The sequence below is a fragment of the Nocardioides dongkuii genome (assembly GCF_014127485.1).
GTDB classification, from domain to species: domain Bacteria; phylum Actinomycetota; class Actinomycetes; order Propionibacteriales; family Nocardioidaceae; genus Nocardioides; species Nocardioides dongkuii.
In genome coordinates this window covers 401,444-420,976 of the sequence record NZ_CP059903.1, presented here as the reverse complement: position 1 = coordinate 420,976, position 19,533 = coordinate 401,444, and the positions used below count along the sequence as shown (strand labels likewise).

At 74.2% G+C, this 19,533-nt stretch carries 25 protein-coding genes; 6 read left to right on the top strand and 19 right to left on the bottom strand.

Translation table 11 applies throughout. The features are described 5' to 3' along the window. The first annotated feature begins 7 nt into the window (after window positions 1-7). Entirely contained in the window at window positions 8-427 is a 420-nt protein-coding gene (locus H4O22_RS01940) for a phage holin family protein (RefSeq protein ID WP_182525435.1), read from the top strand. Window positions 428-437: 10 nt separating this feature from the next. Here H4O22_RS01940 and H4O22_RS01935 read toward each other — a convergent pair whose 3' ends face one another. Genes H4O22_RS01935 through nth form a run of 4 tightly spaced genes read right to left on the bottom strand, consistent with a single transcriptional unit; the run spans window position 438 to window position 3,638 of the window. Continuing rightward, window positions 438-1,613, bottom strand: coding sequence for a MarP family serine protease (locus tag H4O22_RS01935; RefSeq protein WP_182525434.1), 1,176 nt, complete (start codon window positions 1,611-1,613; stop codon window positions 438-440). Next, window positions 1,610-2,326: an NUDIX hydrolase gene (locus H4O22_RS01930; protein WP_182525433.1), complete on the bottom strand. Its 717-nt coding sequence runs from the start codon at window positions 2,324-2,326 to the stop codon at window positions 1,610-1,612. The genes H4O22_RS01935 and H4O22_RS01930 overlap by 4 nt, the downstream gene beginning before the upstream one ends. Then, window positions 2,323-2,937 carry a TlpA family protein disulfide reductase gene (locus H4O22_RS01925; protein WP_182525432.1) on the bottom strand — a complete coding sequence of 205 codons (615 nt, stop codon included), beginning with the start codon at window positions 2,935-2,937 and terminating at the stop codon, window positions 2,323-2,325. Before H4O22_RS01925 ends, H4O22_RS01930 begins: the two co-directional genes overlap by 4 nt. Then, the gene (gene nth, locus H4O22_RS01920) at window positions 2,934-3,638 is read right to left on the bottom strand and encodes an endonuclease III (RefSeq protein ID WP_182525431.1); all 705 of its coding nucleotides are present in this window, start codon (window positions 3,636-3,638) and stop codon (window positions 2,934-2,936) included. The genes H4O22_RS01925 and nth overlap by 4 nt, the downstream gene beginning before the upstream one ends. Window positions 3,639-3,781: 143 nt before the next feature. Between nth and H4O22_RS01915 the strand changes: the two genes are divergently transcribed. The 3 genes from H4O22_RS01915 (at window position 3,782) to H4O22_RS01905 (ending at window position 6,461) form a co-directional block, all read left to right on the top strand. Further along, the gene (locus H4O22_RS01915) at window positions 3,782-4,459 is read left to right on the top strand and encodes a Crp/Fnr family transcriptional regulator (protein ID WP_182525430.1); all 678 of its coding nucleotides are present in this window, start codon (window positions 3,782-3,784) and stop codon (window positions 4,457-4,459) included. Window positions 4,460-4,590: 131 nt separating this feature from the next. Beyond that, the gene (locus H4O22_RS01910) at window positions 4,591-5,094 is read left to right on the top strand and encodes a SigE family RNA polymerase sigma factor (RefSeq protein WP_182525429.1); all 504 of its coding nucleotides are present in this window, start codon (window positions 4,591-4,593) and stop codon (window positions 5,092-5,094) included. Beyond that, window positions 5,091-6,461 carry a hypothetical protein gene (locus tag H4O22_RS01905; protein ID WP_182525428.1) on the top strand — a complete coding sequence of 457 codons (1,371 nt, stop codon included), beginning with the start codon at window positions 5,091-5,093 and terminating at the stop codon, window positions 6,459-6,461. The genes H4O22_RS01910 and H4O22_RS01905 overlap by 4 nt, the downstream gene beginning before the upstream one ends. Before the next feature lie 34 nt (window positions 6,462-6,495). On the opposite strand, the gene H4O22_RS01900 is transcribed toward H4O22_RS01905, so the two are convergent. From H4O22_RS01900 to H4O22_RS01835, 14 genes are all read right to left on the bottom strand, one after another. Further along, complete coding sequence (locus tag H4O22_RS01900) at window positions 6,496-7,398, bottom strand: hypothetical protein (RefSeq protein WP_182525427.1); 903 nt, start codon at window positions 7,396-7,398, stop codon at window positions 6,496-6,498. 189 nt (window positions 7,399-7,587) lie between these two features. Further along, window positions 7,588-8,394, bottom strand: coding sequence for an MBL fold metallo-hydrolase (locus H4O22_RS01895; RefSeq protein WP_244963067.1), 807 nt, complete (start codon window positions 8,392-8,394; stop codon window positions 7,588-7,590). Continuing rightward, the gene (locus H4O22_RS01890) at window positions 8,391-9,257 is read right to left on the bottom strand and encodes an NUDIX hydrolase (protein ID WP_182525426.1); all 867 of its coding nucleotides are present in this window, start codon (window positions 9,255-9,257) and stop codon (window positions 8,391-8,393) included. The genes H4O22_RS01895 and H4O22_RS01890 overlap by 4 nt, the downstream gene beginning before the upstream one ends. Then, on the bottom strand, window positions 9,254-9,712 hold the full coding sequence (locus H4O22_RS01885) for a RidA family protein (RefSeq protein WP_182525425.1): 459 nt from the start codon (window positions 9,710-9,712) through the stop codon (window positions 9,254-9,256). The genes H4O22_RS01890 and H4O22_RS01885 overlap by 4 nt, the downstream gene beginning before the upstream one ends. A 1-nt stretch (window position 9,713) precedes the next feature. Then, window positions 9,714-9,872, bottom strand: a complete 159-nt coding sequence (sp36, locus tag H4O22_RS01880; protein ID WP_167736105.1) for a Sp36 family protein — start codon at window positions 9,870-9,872, stop codon at window positions 9,714-9,716. Between the two features lie 45 nt (window positions 9,873-9,917). Further along, window positions 9,918-10,505 carry a YdeI/OmpD-associated family protein gene (locus H4O22_RS01875; RefSeq protein ID WP_244963066.1) on the bottom strand — a complete coding sequence of 196 codons (588 nt, stop codon included), beginning with the start codon at window positions 10,503-10,505 and terminating at the stop codon, window positions 9,918-9,920. A gap of 37 nt (window positions 10,506-10,542) precedes the next feature. After that, a complete protein-coding gene (locus tag H4O22_RS01870) occupies window positions 10,543-11,838 on the bottom strand; it encodes an Nramp family divalent metal transporter (protein WP_182525423.1) in 1,296 nt (431 codons plus the stop codon). Window positions 11,839-11,845: 7 nt separating this feature from the next. Continuing rightward, on the bottom strand, window positions 11,846-12,538 hold the full coding sequence (locus tag H4O22_RS01865; protein WP_182525422.1) for a VOC family protein: 693 nt from the start codon (window positions 12,536-12,538) through the stop codon (window positions 11,846-11,848). 10 nt (window positions 12,539-12,548) lie between these two features. After that, window positions 12,549-13,457, bottom strand: a complete 909-nt coding sequence (gene sigJ, locus H4O22_RS01860) for an RNA polymerase sigma factor SigJ (protein ID WP_244963065.1) — start codon at window positions 13,455-13,457, stop codon at window positions 12,549-12,551. Beyond that, window positions 13,439-14,212, bottom strand: coding sequence for an SDR family oxidoreductase (locus H4O22_RS01855; RefSeq protein ID WP_182525421.1), 774 nt, complete (start codon window positions 14,210-14,212; stop codon window positions 13,439-13,441). The genes sigJ and H4O22_RS01855 overlap by 19 nt, the downstream gene beginning before the upstream one ends. An 85-nt stretch (window positions 14,213-14,297) precedes the next feature. Next, window positions 14,298-14,945, bottom strand: coding sequence for a hypothetical protein (locus H4O22_RS01850; protein ID WP_182525420.1), 648 nt, complete (start codon window positions 14,943-14,945; stop codon window positions 14,298-14,300). An 8-nt stretch (window positions 14,946-14,953) separates the two neighbouring features. After that, complete coding sequence (locus tag H4O22_RS01845; protein ID WP_182525419.1) at window positions 14,954-15,484, bottom strand: CsbD family protein; 531 nt, start codon at window positions 15,482-15,484, stop codon at window positions 14,954-14,956. Window positions 15,485-15,551: 67 nt separating this feature from the next. Beyond that, complete coding sequence (locus tag H4O22_RS01840; protein ID WP_182525418.1) at window positions 15,552-16,193, bottom strand: CoA transferase subunit B; 642 nt, start codon at window positions 16,191-16,193, stop codon at window positions 15,552-15,554. Further along, on the bottom strand, window positions 16,190-16,960 hold the full coding sequence (locus H4O22_RS01835) for a CoA transferase subunit A (protein ID WP_182525417.1): 771 nt from the start codon (window positions 16,958-16,960) through the stop codon (window positions 16,190-16,192). Before H4O22_RS01835 ends, H4O22_RS01840 begins: the two co-directional genes overlap by 4 nt. Before the next feature lie 74 nt (window positions 16,961-17,034). On the opposite strand from H4O22_RS01835, the gene bagA reads away from it, so the two are divergent. After that, window positions 17,035-18,042 (top strand): ATPase BagA, encoded by a 1,008-nt coding sequence (bagA, locus tag H4O22_RS01830; protein ID WP_182525416.1) that lies wholly within the window; start codon window positions 17,035-17,037, stop codon window positions 18,040-18,042. After that, the gene (gene bagB, locus H4O22_RS01825) at window positions 18,042-19,223 is read left to right on the top strand and encodes an ArsA family ATPase (protein WP_182525415.1); all 1,182 of its coding nucleotides are present in this window, start codon (window positions 18,042-18,044) and stop codon (window positions 19,221-19,223) included. Before bagA ends, bagB begins: the two co-directional genes overlap by 1 nt. A 1-nt stretch (window position 19,224) precedes the next feature. Here the strand turns inward: bagB and H4O22_RS01820 are convergent, their stop codons facing one another. After that, complete coding sequence (locus H4O22_RS01820; protein WP_182525414.1) at window positions 19,225-19,521, bottom strand: WhiB family transcriptional regulator; 297 nt, start codon at window positions 19,519-19,521, stop codon at window positions 19,225-19,227. Between the last annotated feature and the right edge of the window lie 12 nt (window positions 19,522-19,533).

Below are 19,533 nucleotides of genomic sequence, written 5' to 3'. Positions count from 1 at the left end.
AACACGCATGGCCACCGCCACCGAGCCGGTCCACGGCCCCCGCGACAGCGACCCCACCATCGGTCGCCTGGTCGCCGACGCCAGCCGCGACATCTCGACGCTGGTCTCCAAGGAGATCGAGCTCGCCAAGAGCGAGCTGAAGGTCAGCGTCAAGGCCGGCGGGATCGGGATCGGGCTGTTCGCCGCCGCCGCCTTCGTCGCCGTCCTGGCGATCATCATGCTGTCGGTCTCGCTGGCCTACTTCATCCACTGGAACGGCAGCGGGCTGAGCCTGCACTGGGCGTTCCTCATCGTCTTCGGCCTCTACGTGGCCGTCGCCGGGCTGCTGGCGTTCGTCGGGGTCAAGAAGGTCAAGCAGGTCAAGGCGCCGGAGAAGGCGATCGAGCAGGGCCGCGAGATCCCCCGCGCGCTGCAGGGCAAGCACTGACCCGTCGGGCTCAGCCCGTGCAGTCGCCCGTCGACACCTCGCCCTGGCGGGTGACCCCGTCGGCGGCGGTCGCGCCGACCTGGCTCGCGGTCAGGGCGTAGCCGGTCTCCTGGTCGGTGACCGAGGCGGCGAACACCACGCCGACCACGTCGCCGTCGCGCTCCACGATCGGCCCGCCGGAGTTGCCGGGGCGCACCAGCCCGCGCAGCGAGTACACCTCGCGGATCACCGACCCGTCGCCGTAGATGTCCGGCGAGCGCAGCCGCTGCTCGGCCCGGATCCGGCCGGCCTGCGCGTCGTACGGGCCGTCCTGGGGGTAGCCGAGGATGACGACCGGGTCCTTGGCCCCGGCGCCCTCGTCGAGGTCGAGGACCGGCCGGTCACCGGAGTCGAGCGCGAGCACGGCGAGGTCGAGCTGGGAGTCGTAGAGGACGACCGTGGCGGGCACGGCGACGTCGCCGAGGATCACCTCGGGGTCGTCGACGCCGGCGACGACGTGGGCGTTGGTCATCAGCCGGTCCTGGGCGTAGAGGAAGCCGGTGCCCTCGACGCCGCGGCCGCAGCGGTTGGCGGCGCGCACCTTGAGCACGCTCTCCTGCGCCGCCACCACCGGCGCCCGGCCGAGGAGCCGCTGGTCCCCCGGCGCCACCTCGACGATCCGCTCGGGGGCGAACGGCTCGAGGTAGCGCGGGAAGAAGCCGGTGCCGACGACGTCGTTGAACGCGCCGAGGACGCTCGGCGCGGCGGCGGGGAGGACGCCGTTGACCTTGGCTAGCACCTGCGACTCCCGCACGAGCGGGGTCACCTGCCCGATCCGGCTGCCGGAGACCGCGACGCCGAGCGCCCAGGCGACCAGGAGCACGGCGACCGCGCTCAGGGCGGCGCCGCCGACCGCGTCGAGCGCGCGGATCGGCTGCCAGGTGATCCGGCTGCGCAGCCGCGCCCCGACGTACTGGAAGAGCGCCTGGCCGAGCGAGGCCGCCAGGATCACGATGAACAGCGCCCCGAGCGAGACCCAGAGCGACGGCGCGGCCTCGCCGAGCGCGGTCGGCGCGAGCCAGACGCCGAAGAGGCCGCCGAGCAGCAGCCCCGCCGTGGCGAAGGCGCCGGTGATGAAGCCCTGCCAGTAGCCGGAGAGGGCGTAGGCGAGCACGAGCGCGACGAGGAGCCAGTCCAGCAGGTTCACCCGGGCTCCTCGTCCTCGTGCTCGATGTCCAGCATCCCGGCTCGGGCGTTGCGCTGGGTGCGGGACTCGCCGACGAGCATGTACGCCGGCAGGTCGCGCACGCGGGTGGCGTCCCACGGACGGGTCCAGCCGAGGTAGTCGAAGAGCCGGGCGAGGATGCCGCCGGTGAAGCCCCAGAGGATGACGTCCTTGTCGGTGCCGATGAGGAAGCCCGGGCTGGTGTAGCCGGTGGGGTGGCGCACGGTGATGCGGTGGTCGGGGTCGAGCAGCTCGTCGATCGGCGCGTGGTGGATCGCGTGCACCTCGGCGCGGCTCACCACGCCGACGTCGCCGGGGTCGTGCCACCAGCCGAGCACGGGGGTGACCGCGAAGTTGCTCGGCGGCAGCCACAGCTCGGGCAGCGAGCCGAACACCTCGACCGAGGCGGGGACGACGCCCACCTCCTCCTCGGCCTCGCGGAGCGCGGCCTCGACGAGGGTCTCGCCGGGGTCGACCGCCCCACCGGGGAAGGAGACCTGGCCGGGGTGGGACCGCATGTCGTGGGCGCGCTCGGTGAGCAGCACCTCACCGCCGGAGGGGCCCTCGCTGAAGAGGATCAGCACCGCGCCGGTGCGGGTGGCGGACCCGGCGGGCGGCACGAAGCGGGTCAGGTGCTCGGCCTCGATCGTGGCGGCTGCGTCCCGGACCGGGAGCAGCCACTCCGGCAGCGTCACAGGTCGACCCCGAGGTGCTCGCGCACCAGGTCGACCAGCTCGTCGGAGGACTCCACGCCGCCGGCGGTCATCGTGACCTCGCCGTCGGCGGCGAGGAAGACGAACGTCGGCAGGCCGCGTGGCCGCAGCTCCGTGGCCTGGAGCTCGCCGCCCGGGTCGGCCAGCAGCGGGTAGGTCGCCCCGGTCTCCTCGACGAGCTCCATGGCGGCGTCCGGTGCGACGTCGAGGAAGTCGATGCCGATCACCGGCACCTCGTGGCCGTGCTGCTCGTGGAACTCCTGCAGCGCGGGCATCTCCTCGCGGCACGGCCCGCAGGCGGCCTGCCAGAAGTTCAGCACCAGCGGGCCCTCGAGGGTGGACAGGTCGACCGGGGGCCCGCCGCCGAAGCAGGCCAGCGTGACCGCCGGCAGGGCGCCGTCCTCGCCCCGGCCGGGGGCGCACTCCTCGACGCCGATCACGGCCTTGGCCTCGCGCAGCTCCGGGGTGTCGACGTCGACCCGCGACACGCCGGTCCCGGAGGAGTCCGCAGGTCGCGCGCCGCTGTCGGTCTCGGTGCACGCGGTGAGCACGACCAGCAGGCCGGCGGCGGCCGCCGCGAGCCGGCGCCTCATGCGCGCCCCTCGGTCTTCACGAGCTTGGCGGCCTCGTCGGGGTCGGTCGGGCCCGCGCCGTACGCCGGGCACCAGCGCGCGACCGGGCAGGCGCCGCAGGCGGGCTTCTGGCTGTGGCAGACGCGCCGGCCGTGCCAGATCAGGTGGTGGCTGAGCATCGTCCAGTCGCGCTTCGGGAACAGCGCGCCGACCGCGTGCTCGACCTTGACCGGGTCGGTCTCCTCGGTCCACCCGAACCGGCGGGCGAGCCGACCGAAGTGGGTGTCGACGGTGATGCCGGGGATGCCGAACGCGTTGCCCAGGACCACGTTGGCGGTCTTGCGGCCCACGCCGGGCAGCTTGACCAGGTCGGCGAGCCGGGGCGGCACCTCACCACCGTGGTCCTCGACGAGCGCGGCGCTAAGCTTGAGCAGGGACTCCGTCTTGGCCCGGAAGAACCCGAGCGGGCCGACGATGCCCTCGAGGGTCGCGCGGTCGGCGGCGGCCATCGCCTGGGCGTCGGGATAGGCCGCGAACAGCCTCGGCCGCACGGCGTTGACCCGCTTGTCGGTGGTCTGCGCCGAGAGCACCGTGACCACCAGCAGCTGGAAGGGGTCGTCGAAGTCGAGCTCGCAGCGAGCGTCGGGGTAGGTCTGGGCGAGCACCCGGTCGATCTTGCGGGCGCGGCGTACCAGACTCGTCGGCGTCTCGTCGGCGGGCACCCCCCCAGCGTACGGCCGGGCACGGACAGGTCGAGCCTCGGCCGGGGCGACTCGCTGGGGTCGGTGTCGCCTGTGAGATGGACCACTGGCTAGGATTCAACGAGGACGCCCCTGCGCAGGTGAGGGCCCGAGGAGGAGGACCCGTGGACAACGACGTACTGCGTCAGGCGCCGCTGTTCAGCGCCCTCGACGACGAGGCGGCCACCGCGCTGCGCGCCTCGATGACCGAGAGCCGCCTCCGCCGGGGCGATGTGCTCTTCCACGAAGGCGACTCGGGCGACAAGCTCTACATCGTCCTCGACGGCAAGGTGAAGCTCGGCCGCACCTCCTCCGACGGCCGCGAGAACCTCCTCGCGATCCTCGGCCCCGGCCAGATGTTCGGCGAGCTGTCGCTCTTCGACCCCGGCCCGCGCTCGGCGACCGTCACCGCCGTCACCGACGCGGCGTTCGCCTCGCTCTCCCACGAGGACCTGCTGCGCTGGCTCGAGGGCCGCCCGGTCGTCGCCCGCGGCCTGCTCACCCAGCTCGCCGGCCGGCTCCGCAAGGCCAACGACGTCGTCGCCGACCTGGTGTTCTCCGACGTCCCCGGCCGCGTCGCCAAGGCGCTCCTCGACCTCGCCGACCGCTTCGGCCGCACCGCCGACGACGGCGTGCACGTGCACCACGACCTCACCCAGGAGGAGCTCGCCCAGCTGGTCGGCGCCTCCCGCGAGACGGTCAACAAGGCGCTCGCCGACTTCGCCTCCCGCGGCTGGCTGCGCCTCGAGCCCCGCTCGGTCGTGATCATGGACGTCGAGCGGATGTCCCGCCGCGCCCGCTGACCCCCACCGTTGAGTTGGGCCTGCCTCACCGTTGAGTTGGGCCTCCCTCACCGTTGAGTTGGGCGAATCTTCCGCGGACTGACCCCCGGATCCGCCCGTTCCTGCGTCCTCAGGGATGAGAGGGGGTCGGGATGCCGGCTGGCACGACCGCGGAGAACGACTTCCGTGCGTACGTCGTCGCGCGCACCCCCGCCCTCTCGCGGACGGCGTACCTCCTCACCGGGGACGCTCACCTGGCGGAGGACCTCGTGCAGACAGCGCTCTTCAAGGCCGCCAAGGCCTGGCACCGGATCGAGGGTGACCCGGACCCTTACGTCCGACGCATCCTGTACACCCAGAACGTCTCCTGGTGGCGGCAACGGAAGCTCCGCGAGACGGCGCTGGGGTCGTACGACGCGGCGGCGAGCGCGCCCGACACGGATCTGCGCCTGACCCTGGAGCAGGCCCTCGCCCGGCTCACCACCCGGCAGCGCACCGTGCTGGTGCTGCGCTACTTCGAGGACCTGACCGAGGTCCAGACCGCCGCTGAGCTGGGGATCGGTGCGGGCACCGTGAAGTCGATCGGCCGCCAGGCGCTGGCGCGGCTGCGCACGCTCGCTCCGGATCTCGCCGAGCTCGTGCAGGACCGGGCATGAGCCGGCTGCGCGAGGAACTGGGCCGGGTCGCCGAGGCGGCCCCGGTGGCAGACGTGCCCGCCGACACGTGGGCGCGGGCGACCCGGTCGCGGCGCCGCGTCCGGGCGGCCGCAGTGGTGGCGTGGGTCGCAGGGGTCGCGCTCCTCGGCGGTCTGGTGGTCTGGCTCCCGGAGGGAGGGAGTCCCCCGGTGGCGGAGCGTACGGCGGGGCCCGGCGTCCCGGACCGGATCCACGCGGTGCCGGCCCGGCTCGCCGAGCGCGGGGGGGACGACGAGTCGTGGACCAGTGACCGGGTGGAGTCCGACGTGGCCGTCGGCCGGGCGGCCGCGGCGTACGTCATGGAGGAGGGCCTCCCGGTGGTCGTCGGCGCCGAGGATGGCGCCTACCACCTGCTCGACCTGCCCGGATTCGTCGGGAACGACTTCTGGACCACCGTCGCGGCCACCGCGCCGGGCCTCGCGCTCTCCCCCGACGGCCGACAGCTCGCCTACGCGTGGGCGACGATCGGGCCGGAGGCCGCGCGGCGACGCGTCCCGAGCGGCATCCGGGTGCTGGACCTCGAGACCGGCGACGTCCGCGAGGTCCCTGTCCCGGGCGGCGAAGGCGTCCTGGTGACCTGGATCGACTGGTCGCCCGCGGGAGAGTGGCTGGTGTGGCGCGGCGACCAGATGGCGTCCTGGACCCAGTTCGAGATGGGGGGCAAGACGGAGGTCGGCGGCCGGATCGCGCCGGGGGCGACCACGTCCGAGCCGCTCCCGGTGCCGCGCGGCAACGCGCTGCTGTCCTGGGCGGTCGGCGACGACGGCCGGGTGGTGGTGGTCGGCGACAGCCGGATGCTGGACCTGCCGCCGGGCGCGACGGAGCCGTCCCGCGTGCCGCTCCGGGTAGGAGGGTCGTTCTCGAAGGATGCCGAGCTGCGTGGGGAGGACGTGCTGGACGTGCGGGTGGGCCTCGAGAATGGTCGGTACACCGTGTTTCGTCACGGTGGGGACACCACCCGGACGCCTCTGCACCCTGAGGTCGCCGGCGGTGACCTCGTGCCCCTCGGCTGGGTCGACGAGGAGCACCTGCTGGCACGTGCCTCCAGCGGAGGCGACCTGACCGGTGGACGCGCGGGGCCGAGCGACCTGGTGCTCCTCGGGGTCGGCGACCGGCCGTCGTACGCCGTGGTCGGGGCGGTCGACGCCGGCGTCCCCGCCCTCAGCGTGGCCACCGACCTGGTGACGCGCGAGCGGCCGACGGTCGAGCGCCCCGAGCCGGACTGGCCCTGGAGCATCACTCGGTGGGGCCTGGTCGTCGGGGGGTCGGTGCTCGGCCTGGTGCTGCTCGGCGCCGTCGTGCTCCGGCGCCGGCGCCCCCGCCGTTGAGTTGGGCCTCCCTCACGGTCGAGTTGGGCCTCGCTCACACCAGCCGCAGCGCCTGCCGGACCTCGTGGATCCATGCGTCCACCGCCCCCGGTCGGAAGCTCTCCTTGGTGAGCACGATGACCGTCCAGCCGTGGTCGCGCAGCCACTGCCGGCGCACGCGGTCGCGCTCGCGTGCCTCCGGACCGGTGTGCCACTCCTCGCCGTCGTACTCCACCGCGACCCGCGCGTGCGGCCACGCCAGGTCGAGGCGGTACGTCGGCACGCCGCCGACCAGCACCCAGTACTGCGGCGTCGGGTCGGGCAGCCCCGCGCGGACGATCTCGAGGCGCATCCACGACTCGGGCTGCGACTCCGCCGACGGGTCGGTCAGCGGGACGAGCCGGCGCAGCTGGACGACGCCCCGACGCCGGCGGTAGCGCGGCAGCAGCCGGACCATCTTCGCGAGGGTGACGCCGTGCTCGCGCATCAGCGCATCCATCGCCGCCAGGGCGGTGCGGGGAGGGAGCTTGCAGCCGAGGTCCATCGCCGTGCGCAGCGGTGTCGTGACCCGGAGGCCAGCGATCTCGCACCAGTCGGCCGGGACCAGGTCGCGGGTGCCGCCGGCACACTCGGGCCGGTCGGTCGGGTCGCGACCGCGCAGGACGTAGCTCTCGACCGGCGGTGGTACGTCGAGCTCGCGGTAGTCGAAGACCTCGCACCCGTGGATCCACGCCGCCGTGCGATCGCAGACGACGGCCCGCGGGGCCACGACCTGGCCCACCGCCTGCACCCGCAGCCCGACACCGTCCTCGACGGACGCGTGCACGAAGACCCCGCGCAGCAGGCGGCGCACCTCGCGGTTGCGGACGGCGTCGTCGAGCTGGCGACGGGTCGCTCCCGACGCCAGGATCGTCGCGGTCGTGACCGGGGTCGTGAAGGTGGAGAAGTCGAAGCCCATGGGCCCACCGTGGGTGCCCCGACCCCCCGCCGCGCGGGACGTCGTACTCCCCTGTGGACGGTGGCTCCCCGGCCGGCCCCTGTGGGCGCCCCGTGGCCCGCGGGCACGCAAGGAAGGCCCAACTCAACAGTGAGAAGCGCCCAACTCAACGGGCAGGAAGGCCCAACTCAACCGGTAGGCAGGCCCAACTCAACGGTCGGCGAGGTAGGCGAGCTGGGCGCGGACGGAGAGCTCGGCGGCGTCCCAGAGGACCGGGTCGACGTCGGCGTACACGACCTCGACGACGCGGCGGGGCAGCTCGTCGGCGGCGATGCCCTCGGGGTGCGGGGCGGCGCCGATCTCCAGGAGCGCCGCCTCGACCTGCGCGAGCCGGTCGCGGCGGTGCACGAGGTAGTGGTCGAGGACCGCGCCGGCGTCGGCGAGCACCGGGCCGTGCGCGGGCCAGATGGTCTCGACCTCGCCGGCCGCGACCAGCGCGCGCATCTTCTGGATCGAGTCGAAGTACGGTCCCAGGCGCCCGTCGGGGTGCGCGACGACGGTGGTGCCGCGGCCGAGGACCATGTCCCCGCTGAGCAGCGCCTTCTGGGCGGGCAGCACCATCGAGATCGAGTCGGCGGTGTGCCCCGGGGTGGTGAGGATGCGCAGCGCGAGCCCGTCGACGGAGAGGTCCTCGCCGTCGACGACCGGCTCGCCGCGGAAGCAGTACGCCGGGTCCGCGGCGCGCACCGCGCAGCCCTTGGCCCGGGCGAACGTCTCGGCGACCTCGGCGTGGTCGTAGTGGTGGTGGGTGAGCAGCACCAGGCCCACCTCGCCGGTGACGTCGACGAGCAGGTCGAGGTGCCCGTCCTCGATCGGCCCCGGGTCGACCACGACGGCGCGGTCGGCGCCCGGCTCGCGCAGCACCCAGGTGTTGGTGCCGTCGAGCGTCATGATCCCCGGGTTGGGCGCGAGCAGGCACTCCGCCCGGTCGCCGAAGCGACCGCCGCTCCAGCTCACGCGCGCCGCTCCGCCACCAGCGGCCGCAGCCGGTCGGGCATCGACAGCGTCCAGCCCTCGTCGAGCGGCTCGACGGTGGGGCAGAACATCTCGACGCTCCGGCCCGCCGCCGTGGCGAGCACGTCGGCGGGGTCGCGGTGGGTGCCGATCTCCAGGCTGGTGAGGTACGTCGGGGGCATCAGCGCGAGCTCGCCCCCGTCGGCCTGCGCCGCGGCGACCCGCGCCGGCAGCCAGGTCACCGACGACGACTCGGTCGAGACGTCGCGGGTGCGCTGGCCCTCGGGCAGCATCGCGACGAAGAACCAGGTGCGGTAGCGCTTCGGCTCGAACGCCGGGGTCAGCCAGGCGTCCCAGACCCCGAGCAGGTCGGTGCGCAGCACCAGCCCGCGACGGTTGAGGAAGTCGGTCATCGCGAGCTCGCGCGACTCCAGGGCGACCCGGTCGGCCTCCCAGTCGGCGCCGGTGGTGTCGGCGACGACGGAGGAGGCCGCGTCGCCGGCCAGCAGCACGCCGGACTCCTCGAACGTCTCGCGCACCGCGGCCGCCACGAGCGCCCGCGCGGTGTCCTCGTCGCACCCGAGCCGCTCGGCCCACTCCGCCGGCGAGGGGCCGGCCCAGCCGACCGTGGCGTCGAAGTCGCGGGGGTCGACGCCGCCGCCGGGGTAGACGCACATGCCCCCGGCGAAGTCCATCGAGACCTGGCGCCGCATGTAGTAGACCTCGGGGCCCTCGTCCGAGGCCCGCAGCAGGATCACCGTCGCGGCGTCGCGCGGCTCGACCGGCGTGCGCGACCCCGCGTCGTACTCGCGGGCGACCGCGACGATCCGCTCCGGCAGCGGCACCGGGGGAAGCGGGATCCTCACACCTCCACCACGAGCTCGACCTCGACCGGCGCGTCGAGCGGCAGCACCGCGACGCCGACCGCCGAGCGAGCGTGCACCCCGGCGTCGCCGAAGACCTCGCCGAGCAGCTCGGACACGCCGTTCGCGACCTGCGGCTGGCCGCTGAAGTCGGGGGTCGAGGCCACGAACACGACCACCTTCACGACCCGCTTCACCGCGGAGAGGTCGCCGATCACGCTGCGCACCGCGGCGAGGGCGTTGAGCGCGCACTGCTGCGCGCAGGCGTACGCCTCCTCCGCGGTGACCGCGCCGCCGACCTTGCCGACCGTGATCAGCTCGCCCGAGCGCATCGGCAGCTGGCCGGAGGTGAACACGTGGCTGCCCGAGCGGACCGCCGGGACGTACGCGGCGACCGGCGCCGGCACCTCCGGCACGGCCAGGCCCATCGCGGCCAGGCGCTCCTCCGGCGTGGCCACCTCAGCCCTCCAGGGGGCGCTTGAAGTAGCCCACGAGGTTCTCGGGGTTCATGCCCGGCGCGACCTGCACGAGCTCCCACCCGTCGGCTCCGAAGTTGTCGAGGATCTGCTTGGCCGCGTGCGTCAGGATCGGCGCGGTGAGGTACTCCCACTTGGTCATGGCGCCGACCCTACTCCCGGCGGACCGGCGCCGACGCCGCGCTCGTCAGGGCCGGGCCTTCTGGGGGTACGGCGTCTCCTGACGCGCCAGCATCGCGACGAACTCCGCGATCTTGCGCTCCCGCGTCTCGGCCCGCTTGACCGCGTCGAGCCGGTGGATGAGCGCGTACCGGTTGGTCTTGGTGAGCACCTCGAACATCGCCTGGGCCGCGGGGTCCGCCGCGATCGCGGCGGCCAGGTCCTCGGGGAGCTGAGCCGTCGACGGCGGGGCGTACGCCGCGTCCCAGCGTCCGTCGGCCCGGGCCGCGTCGACCGCGGCCCGGCCGGCCGGCGCCATCCGGCCCTCGGCCTCCAGCCGGGCGACCAGGCCGACGTTGACCTGCGACCAGCGGCTGCGGGCGGTGCGCGGCGTCATCCGCTGCAGGCTGCTGCCGCTGTCGCGGCTGCGGGCCTGCCCGTCGATCCAGCCGAAGCAGAGCGCCTCGTCGAGGGCGTCGGTGCGGGTCAGCGCGGTGACCTCGCCGCCCTTCTTGGTCAGCACCAGCCAGACGCCGGGTGAGTCCGCGTGGTGCTGCTCCAGCCAGGAGCGCCACGCGGCGGCGTCGGGCACCAGCAGCTCGTCGAGGTCGGCCACGGGCATCAGTGCACCACGGAGAGAGCCGCCACGTCACTCACACGTACGGCGCCAGCGTCTCGCGGATCTCGTTGACGGCCAGCGCGACGAAGAGCACCGCGCACAGCAGCATGAAGCCGTTCGAGAGCCAGCCGTTGCGCCACTCGTCGGGCACCGTGGAGTGCGGCAGCGCGCCTGGTCGGCGCTTGTTGAGCAGCACCAGCAGGGTGATCGCGAGGAACGGCATGAACAGCGCGCCGAGGGTGCCGTACGCCAGGATCAGCCCGACCGGCTCGTCGAGCAGGAGCAGCAGCATCGGCGGGAACGTCAGCCACAGCAGGTAGGCGCGGAAGTAGCGGCCGCCGGTGCGGGTGTCGGGGTGCCCGGACGGCAGGTCGCGCAGGTTGCCGACGTAGTCGGCGAACATCAGGCTGACCCCGCTCCACACGCCGATCAGCGAGGAGAACGACGAGGCGAAGAACCCGACCAGGAAGACCGTGCCGAACACGTCGCCGTACCGGTCGTCGAGGACGTCGGAGAGCTGCACGAGCGCCTGGTCGCCGGTCTCGGCCGCGATGCCGGCGGAGTAGTAGAGCTCGGCGCCGACGATCAGCATCGCGACCACGAAGATCCCGGTGACGGCGTACGCGACGCCGTTGTCGAGGCGCATCACCCGCATGAAGACCGGCGTCGACCAGCCCTTCTCCCGCAGCCAGTAGCCGTACGCCGCGAGGGTGATCGTGCCGCCGACGCCGCCGGCGATGGCCAGCACGTTGACGACCGAGTCGTCGGGGAAGATCGGCCGCAGGCCCAGCAGGATCTCGCCGAGGTTCGGCGTCGCGAGGGCGGCCGCGCCGACGACGCACACGAACATGACGCCGACGAGGAGGGCCATCACCTTCTCGAACGCCGCGTAGCTGCCGAGCCAGACCAGCGCCAGGCCGATCACGCCGATCACGACCGCGGTCCAGCGCAGCGACAGGTCCGGGAAGATCGCGACGATCGGCAGCGCGGACGACGACATCGCGGTGGCGCCGTACACCAGGCCCCAGATGACGATGTACGGCGCGAAGTACCAGGTGGTCCACCGGCCCAGGCTGCGCCAGCCCTCGAAGATCGTGCGGCCGGTGGCCAGCGAGTAGCGCCCGGCCCCCTCGACCAGCACCACCTTGATCACGGCGCCGAGCACGGCCACCCACAGCAGGGTGTAGCCGAACTTGGCCCCGGCGACGAGGGTGGCGACCAGGTCGGCGGCGCCGACGCCGGTGGCGGCGACGACGAGCCCGGGCCCGATGACCCGCCAACGCGGCTGGGTGGTGCCGGTCGTCGCGGTCGGGGCCCCGGGGTCGCTCATCGCCAGATCATGCCCCGTCGTCGTCCCCGACGAACGCGCAGAACTCGTTGCCCTCGGGATCGGCGAGCACGGTCCACCCGATCTCGTCGTCCTGGCGCCGCACCACCCGCGCGCCGCGGGCGACCAGCGCCTCCAGGCTGGCGGGGTCGTCGACGTCGACGTCGACGTGGACGCGGTTCTTGACCGTCTTCGGCTCCGGGACCGGGACGAAGACGAAGCACTCGAACGGCAGGCCCGGGACGTCCTGGAGGTACCAGCTGCCGTCGTCGGCCGCGTGCGGGGGCACGCCGAGGACATCGGCCCACCAGGCCGCCACGCCGTGCGGGTCGGCGGCGTCGACGACCACCTCGTAGAGGCGCTCGTCGGGCACCTGCTCCCGCTCGAAGACGCACAGCTCGCCCCCCTCGGGGTCGCGCAGCACCGCCCAGGGGAACGAGTCGAGGTCGGCGGGCTCCGCGCCCAGCGCGAGGACCTCCCCGACCGAGCGGGCGTGCACGTCGAGGTGGACGCGCTGCTTGACGGTCACCGGCTCGGGGACCGGGTTGACCCAGACGGTGTGCCGCGGGGTCGGTCCGGTGAGCACCCGCAGCCCGCCACCGCGGTCCTCGAGCCGCCGCCCCAGCGCGCCGGCCCAGAACCGGCCGAGCGCGAGGGTGTCGACGGCGTCGAGGCAGAGGTCCTTGTACCGCGCGATCGGCATGCTCGCGACCCTAGGACACCGGACCGACAGGCAGCTTGTCCGGCGCGAGCACGATGTCGACCCGGCGCACCACCCCGCCGCCGACGCTCAGCGACACCACGCCGGTCACCCGGCCCTCCTCGAGGAAGGCCAGCCCGGTCGCGCCGTTGACCTCGACCGGCACCGCCTCCCGCCCCGCGGCGCGACCCCGGCGCACGATGCCGAGCAGGAACCGCGCCACCTTGTCCGGGCCCAGCACCGGCCGCCGGGCCGCGCTGATCACGCCGCCGCCGTCGCTGGTCAGCACCACGTCGGGGTCCAGGGTGCGCACCAGCGCCTCCAGGTCGCCCCCCGCGGCGGCGGCGACGAACGCGGCCAGCACCCGGTCGTGCTCGGTGCGGTCGACCTCGAGGCGGGGCGTCCCGGCGGCGACGTGCCGGCGGGCCCGGCTGGCCAGCTGGCGCACCGCGTCCGGTGTGCGGCCCACGGCCCGGGCGACCTCCGGGAACGGGACGCCGAACAGGTCGTGCAGCACCCAGGCGGTGCGCTCCGCGGGGCTCAGCTGCTCCAGCACCACCAGCAGCGCGTAGCGCACGGACTCGTCCATGGTCACCCGGTCGGCGGGGTCGGCGCGGTCGGCCGCGATCCGGTCGAGCACCGGCTCCGGCAGCCACGGGCCGACGTACCGCTCCCGGCGCACGCGCGCCGAGCGCAGCGTGTCCAACGCGGCCCGCGACACCGCCACGGTCGCCCAGCCCAGGACGTCGCGGACGGGGTCCTCGCGGTGCGCCCGGACCAGCTTCAGCCAGCAGTCCGCGACCACGTCCTCGGCCTCCGCGTGGCTGCCCAGGATCGCGTAGGCGACCCGCACCAGGCGCGGGCGCGCGGCGTCGTACGCCGTGGCGAGGTCGTCCTCGTCGCTCACGCCGCCGCCAGCCACGCGTCGAAGGTCACCGTCCCGCGGGGGCCCGCGCCGGTCGGGCAGAGCGTGCCGTCGCGCATCCGCCGTCCTGCCGCACCGGGCAGCGGGACGGCGACGACGCGCCGGCCGAGCCCCCGGGAGCGGGAGACCCGGCGGGCCAGGTCGTGCATCGGGAGCCGCTCCGGCCCGGCGAGGTCCGGCGCCTGCCCGCACGGTGCGCCCTCGGCGAGGTCGACCAGCGCCTGCGCGACCTCGACGGCGGCGACCGGCTGGCTGGTCATCCTCGGGACGACCGACACCGGCCCGACCCGGACGAAGCCCAGCACCTGCTCGGCGAACTCGTGGAACTGCGTGGCGCGCAGCACGCTCCAGCCGACGCCGCCCGCGGCCACCTGCCGCTCCTGCGCGACCTTGGCGCGGTAGTAGCCGGTCGGCACGTCCTCGACCCCGACGATCGAGAGCAGCACGTGGTGCCCTACCCCGGCCGCGGCCTCGGCGGCCAGAAGGTTCCGGGTGATCGCGCCGAAGTGCGCCTCGGCCACCCGCTGGCTCTGGGTCTGCACGTTGGTGGTGTCGACGACCGCGTCGACGCCCCTCAGCAGCTCGGTCAGCCCGGGCCGCCCGGCCTCGCCGAGCAGGTCGACACCGAGGGAGCGGGCGAGCGGCACCACCCGGTGGCCGCGCTCGCGCGCGACCTCCGCGACGTGGTGGCCGACGACGCCGGTGGCGCCGGCGACGGCGAGGGTGAGCACGGGGCGCGGGTTCCTGTTCATGCCCGGAGGACGAGACCGACCCCGCGACTGTGACACGGCGCGACGCCGGGCGCCACGGAGGCGGCCCGGCGTCGCGACGGTGACCTCAGCCCTGCTGGCGCTCCTGCTTCTTGGCCTCGGTGAGCTCGCTGAGCAGCTCGGCGTCGGCGCGCGCGTCGGCGGCGGCCTGCTTGGTCTCCCGGGCCTCGGCGAGCTCCGCCTTGGGCGCCCGCTGGGCCGCCTGCTTCTTGGTACGCGCGGCGGTCTCGACCCGCTTCTTGCGCTGCTCGGCGGTCTCGATGCGGCTCGCGGCCCGCTTGTCCGCGGCCGCCTTCTTCTGCGCGGCGGTCTGCGCCGCGGACGCCTTGGCCCGCTGCTTGCCGCGCGCCTCGGTGGCGTCGGCCTCGACCAGGCCCGCGGCCGCGCGCTCCTTGGCGGCCCGGCGCTTCTCCGCGGCCTCCCGGCGCGCGGCGGCCTGCTTCTGCTTGGCCTGCTCGCGGCGCTCGTCGGCCTCCTGCTCGAGCCGGGCCGCGGCGAGCAGCGTGTCGGAGCGCTCGATGCGGGCGGCGCCGCGCCGGGCGATGTCGGGGTTCCGCAGCAGGCCACCGGCGATCCGGTCGGCCGAGCCGAGGGCCCGGTCGAGCGTCACCCGCGTCGGCGAGGTCTCCGGCAGCCGGTCGGACAGCGTGCTGTCGACGAGCGCGAGCGGGAGTCGTGCGATCTCGTAGGGCAGGGCGATGAGCGTGCTGATCATGGTGGTCCTCACTTCTCGGTCGTGGCGCGCAGCTGGGCCGCGCGCTGGTCGGCCAGGGCGGCCTCGCGATCGAGCCGGGCGCGCTCCTCGGCGGCCTCCTGCTCGGTGGCGGTCGCGTCGGCCGCGAGCGCCTCCGCGTCCCGCAGCCGGGCCTCGGCGACCTGGTCGGCGTGCTCCTCGGCGGCCTCGAGGCCGGCGGCCTCCTGCCGGGCGGCCTCGCGGGCTGCGGCGTCGTGCTCGCCGGCGCGCTGCGCCTCGACCACCTGCTCCTCGCGGGCCGCACGGGCGCGGGCGGCGGCCTCCTGCTCCGCGGCCTCGCGGCTGGTCTCGGCGAGCTTCTCGGCGGCCTCCTCGCGCTTGGCGTCGGCCACCGCCTCGTCGGCGACCGCCTGCTTGCGGTGGCGGGCCTCGGCCTGCTGGAGCTGTCCCTCCTCGACCAGCTCGTCCTTGCCGGTCACGGCGCCCGCCACTTCCTTGGCCTTGCCCGCGACGCTGTCGAACAGTCCCTCGCGGGCTTCTGCAGCTCTGTCGTTGGTCATACCCACCTATGCCCCGACCCCCGCGAGACACCCCTCCGAGCGGTGTGATATGTCCCGCAATCGCGGCTCAGGCGCCGAGCAGCGGGGGCTCGGTCTTGGCCCGCACCTCGTCCTCGGTGACGCCCGGGGCGAGCTCGACCAGACGCAGGCCACCCTCGGGACCGGGGTCCACGTCGATCACGGCGAGGTCGGTGATGATCCGCTGCACCACCCCGCGACCGGTGTACGGCAGCGAGCACTCCTCGACGATCTTGTACGACCCGTCCTTGGCGACGTGCTCCATCAGCACGATCACCCGCTTCGCGCCGTGGACCAGGTCCATCGCGCCGCCCATGCCCTTGACCATCTTCCCGGGGATCATCCAGTTGGCGATGTCACCGGCGCGCGAGACCTGCATCGCCCCCAGGATCGCGGCGTCGACCTTGCCGCCGCGGATCATCCCGAACGAGGTCGCGGAGTCGAAGAACGACGCCCCGGGCCGCACCGTGACGGTCTCCTTGCCGGCGTTGACCAGGTCGGGGTCCTCCTCGCCCTCGAGCGGGTAGGCCCCGACGCCGAGGATGCCGTTCTCGCTCTGCAGCACCAGCTCGACGTCGTCGGCGACGTAGTTCGGCACCAGCGTGGGCAGCCCGATGCCGAGGTTGACGTAGGACCCGTCGGTCAGCTCGCTCGCCGCCCGCGCGGCCATCTCCTCGCGCGACCAGCTCATCGGCTCTGCACCGTCCTCTTCTCGATCCGCTTGTCGGCCGCCTGCTCGGGGGTCAACTCGACGACCCGGTGCACGAACACCCCGGGCGTGTGCACCTGGTTGGGGTCGATCTCGCCGGGCTCCACGAGCTCCTCGACCTCCGCGATCGTCACCCGGCCGCACATCGCGGCGAGCGGGTTGAAGTTGCGCGCGGAGTCGCGGAACACCAGGTTGCCGTGGCGGTCGCCGCGCCAGGCGCGCACCAGCCCGTAGTCGGCCACGATCGCGTGCTCGAGCAGGAACTCCTGCGGCCCCTCGGCGGTCTCGAAGACCTGGGTCTGCTTCGGGGGGCTGGACACGACCACCTCGCCGGCTGCGTCGTACCGCCACGGCAGCCCGCCCTCGGCCACCTGGGTGCCGACCCCGGTCGCAGTGAAGAACGCCGGGATCCCCGACCCGCCGGCCCGCATCCGCTCCGCGAGCGTGCCCTGCGGGGTCAGCTCCACCTCGAGCTCGCCGGCGAGGTACTGCCGGGCGAACTCCCGGTTCTCCCCGACGTAGGAGGCCACCACGCGCCGCAGCCGGCCGGCGGCCAGCAGCAGCCCCAGGCCCCACCCGTCGACGCCGGCGTTGTTGGAGACCACCTCGAGGTCGCGCGTCCCGGCGTCGAGCAGCGCCCCGACCAGCACCGACGGGATGCCGCACAGGCCGAACCCGCCCACCGAGAGCGTCGACCCGTCCGGGATGTCCGCGACCGCCTCGGCGGCTGAGCCCACGACCTTGTCCATGCCCTGATCCAAACGACGAGCACCTGTGGCGTCAAACACGGCGCCGTGTCCACCCACCCCCTACTCTTCCTGGCATGAACGACGCGACCTGGGAGCAGGTGCGCCTGCACGTCGTCACCGGCAAGGGCGGCACCGGCAAGTCGACGGTGGCGGCGGCGCTCGCCCTGGCGCTCGCCTCCCACGGCCGCAACGTGCTGCTCTGCGAGGTCGAGGGCCGCCAGGGCATCGCCCGGATGTTCGACGTCGACCCGCTGCCGTACGCCGAGCGCCGGATCGCCACCGGCCTGCCGGGCGAGGACGAGCGCACCCCCGGCGTGGTGCACGCGCTGCACATCGACCCGGAGTCGGCGCTCCTCGAGTACCTCGCGATGTACTACAAGCTCGGTCGCGCCGGGAAGGCGCTGGACCGGTTCGGCGTCGTGGAGTTCGCGACCACGATCGCCCCGGGCGTCCGCGACGTGCTGCTCACCGGGAAGGTGTTCGAGGCCGTGCAGCGCAACAGCCGCAACAAGGGCGCCGTGCAGTACGACGCGGTCGTGCTCGACGCGCCGCCGACCGGACGGATCGCGCAGTTCCTCAACGTGAGCGGGGAGCTCGCCGGGCTCGCGAAGGTCGGGCCGATCAAGAACCAGTCCGACACGATGATGACCCTGTTCCGCTCCCCGCGGACCGCGGTCCACCTGGTCACGGTCCTGGAGGAGATGCCGGTGCAGGAGACCGCCGACGGGATCGAGGAGCTCCGCCGCAACCGGCTCCCGGTGGGCGCGGTCGTGGTCAACCAGGTCCGCCCGCGCGAGATCGGCGACGCCGACCTCGCCGCGGCCAGCAAGGGCCGGATCGACAAGGACGCGGTCCGGGCCGACCTCGAGGCGGTCGGGGTGTCGGCGCCGCGCACCCTGGTCGACGGGCTCGCCGCCGAGGCCCGCGACCACGCCGAGCGGCGCGCCCTCGAGGACGCCCAGCGCGCGCTGGTCGCCGACCTCGACGTCCCGTCGTACGAGCTGCCGCGGCTGACGGGCGGCGTCGACCTCGGCGGGCTCTACGAGCTGGCCGCCCTGCTGCGCGAGCAGGGGCTCGCCTGATGGCCGCGCGCGCCTCCCGGCCCCGCGTCGGCCCGCTCGCCGCCCACGGCGGCACCGCCCCGACCCTCGACGTCGACGCGCTGCTCGACGACCGCGGCACCGGGATCATCGTGTGCTGCGGCTCGGGCGGCGTCGGCAAGACGACCACGAGCGCCGCGCTCGCGCTGCGTGCGGCCGAGCGCGGCCGCAAGGTCGTGGTGCTGACCATCGACCCGGCCCGGCGGCTGGCCCAGGCGATGGGCATCGAGAGGCTCGACAACACCCCGCGCCCCGTCACCGGCCTCGCGCCCGGGGCGACGGGGAGCCTGGACGCGATGATGCTCGACATGAAGCGCACCTTCGACGAGGTGGTCGAGAGCCAGGCCAGCCCCGAGAAGGCCCGCCAGATCCTGGAGAACCCCTTCTACATCGCGCTGTCGAGCTCGTTCGCGGGCACGCAGGAGTACATGGCGATGGAGAAGCTCGGCCAGCTCCACGCCGACGCCCAGCGGGACGGCACCTACGACCTGATCGTCGTCGACACCCCGCCGTCCCGGTCGGCGCTGGACTTCCTCGACGCCCCGGAGCGGCTCTCCAGCTTCCTCGACGGCCGGTTCATCCGGCTGATGCTCGCGCCCGCCCGCGGCCCGGCGAAGCTGATGAGCGCCGGGTTCGGGATGATCACCGGCGCGCTGAACAAGATCCTGGGCGGCCAGGTGCTGAGCGACATGCAGACCTTCGTCGCGGCCCTCGACACCGTCTTCGGCGGCTTCCGGGCGCGGGCGCAGAAGACCTACGCGCTGCTCCAGGCCGACGGGACGGCGTTCCTCGTCGTCGCCGCGCCCGAGCCGGACGCGCTGCGCGAGGCGGCGTACTTCGTGGAGCGGCTCGGCGAGGACCGGATGCCGCTCGCGGGGCTGGTCGTCAACCGGGCGGCGCCGCCCCCGCGGGGCACGCTGTCGGCCGAGGAGGCGACCACCGCGGCCGCCCGGCTGCGCAAGCGCGACCCGGGCTCGCTCACGGCCGGCCTGCTCCGGCTGCACGCCGACCGCGTGCGCATGGTGGAGCGCGAGGCCGTGCTGCGCGACCGGTTCGCGGCGGCGCACCCGCACGTCGCGACGACGGTGGTGCCGGCGCTCTCCACCGACGTCCACGACCTCACCGGGCTGCGGCGGATCGGGACGCTGCTGGCGAAGGGCTAGCTCAGCTGGCGGTCTGCGAGACCGGGGAGACGACCTGCTGCTCCCGGGCGGTCTCGAGCACCGAGCGCCAGGAGGAGGTCGGCCGCCGGCGGAGCAGGGCCCGGCGCTCGCGCTCGGTCATGCCTCCCCAGACGCCCCACTCGATCTGGTTGTCCAGTGCCTCGGCCAGGCACTCGGTGCGCACAGGGCACCCGGAGCACAGCTGCTTGGCCTTGTTCTGCTCCGCGCCGCGCACGAACAGCTGATCCGGCGTTGCCGACTTGCAAGCAGCGCGAGGCGTCCAGTCTTCAACCCACATGATGATGTCCCC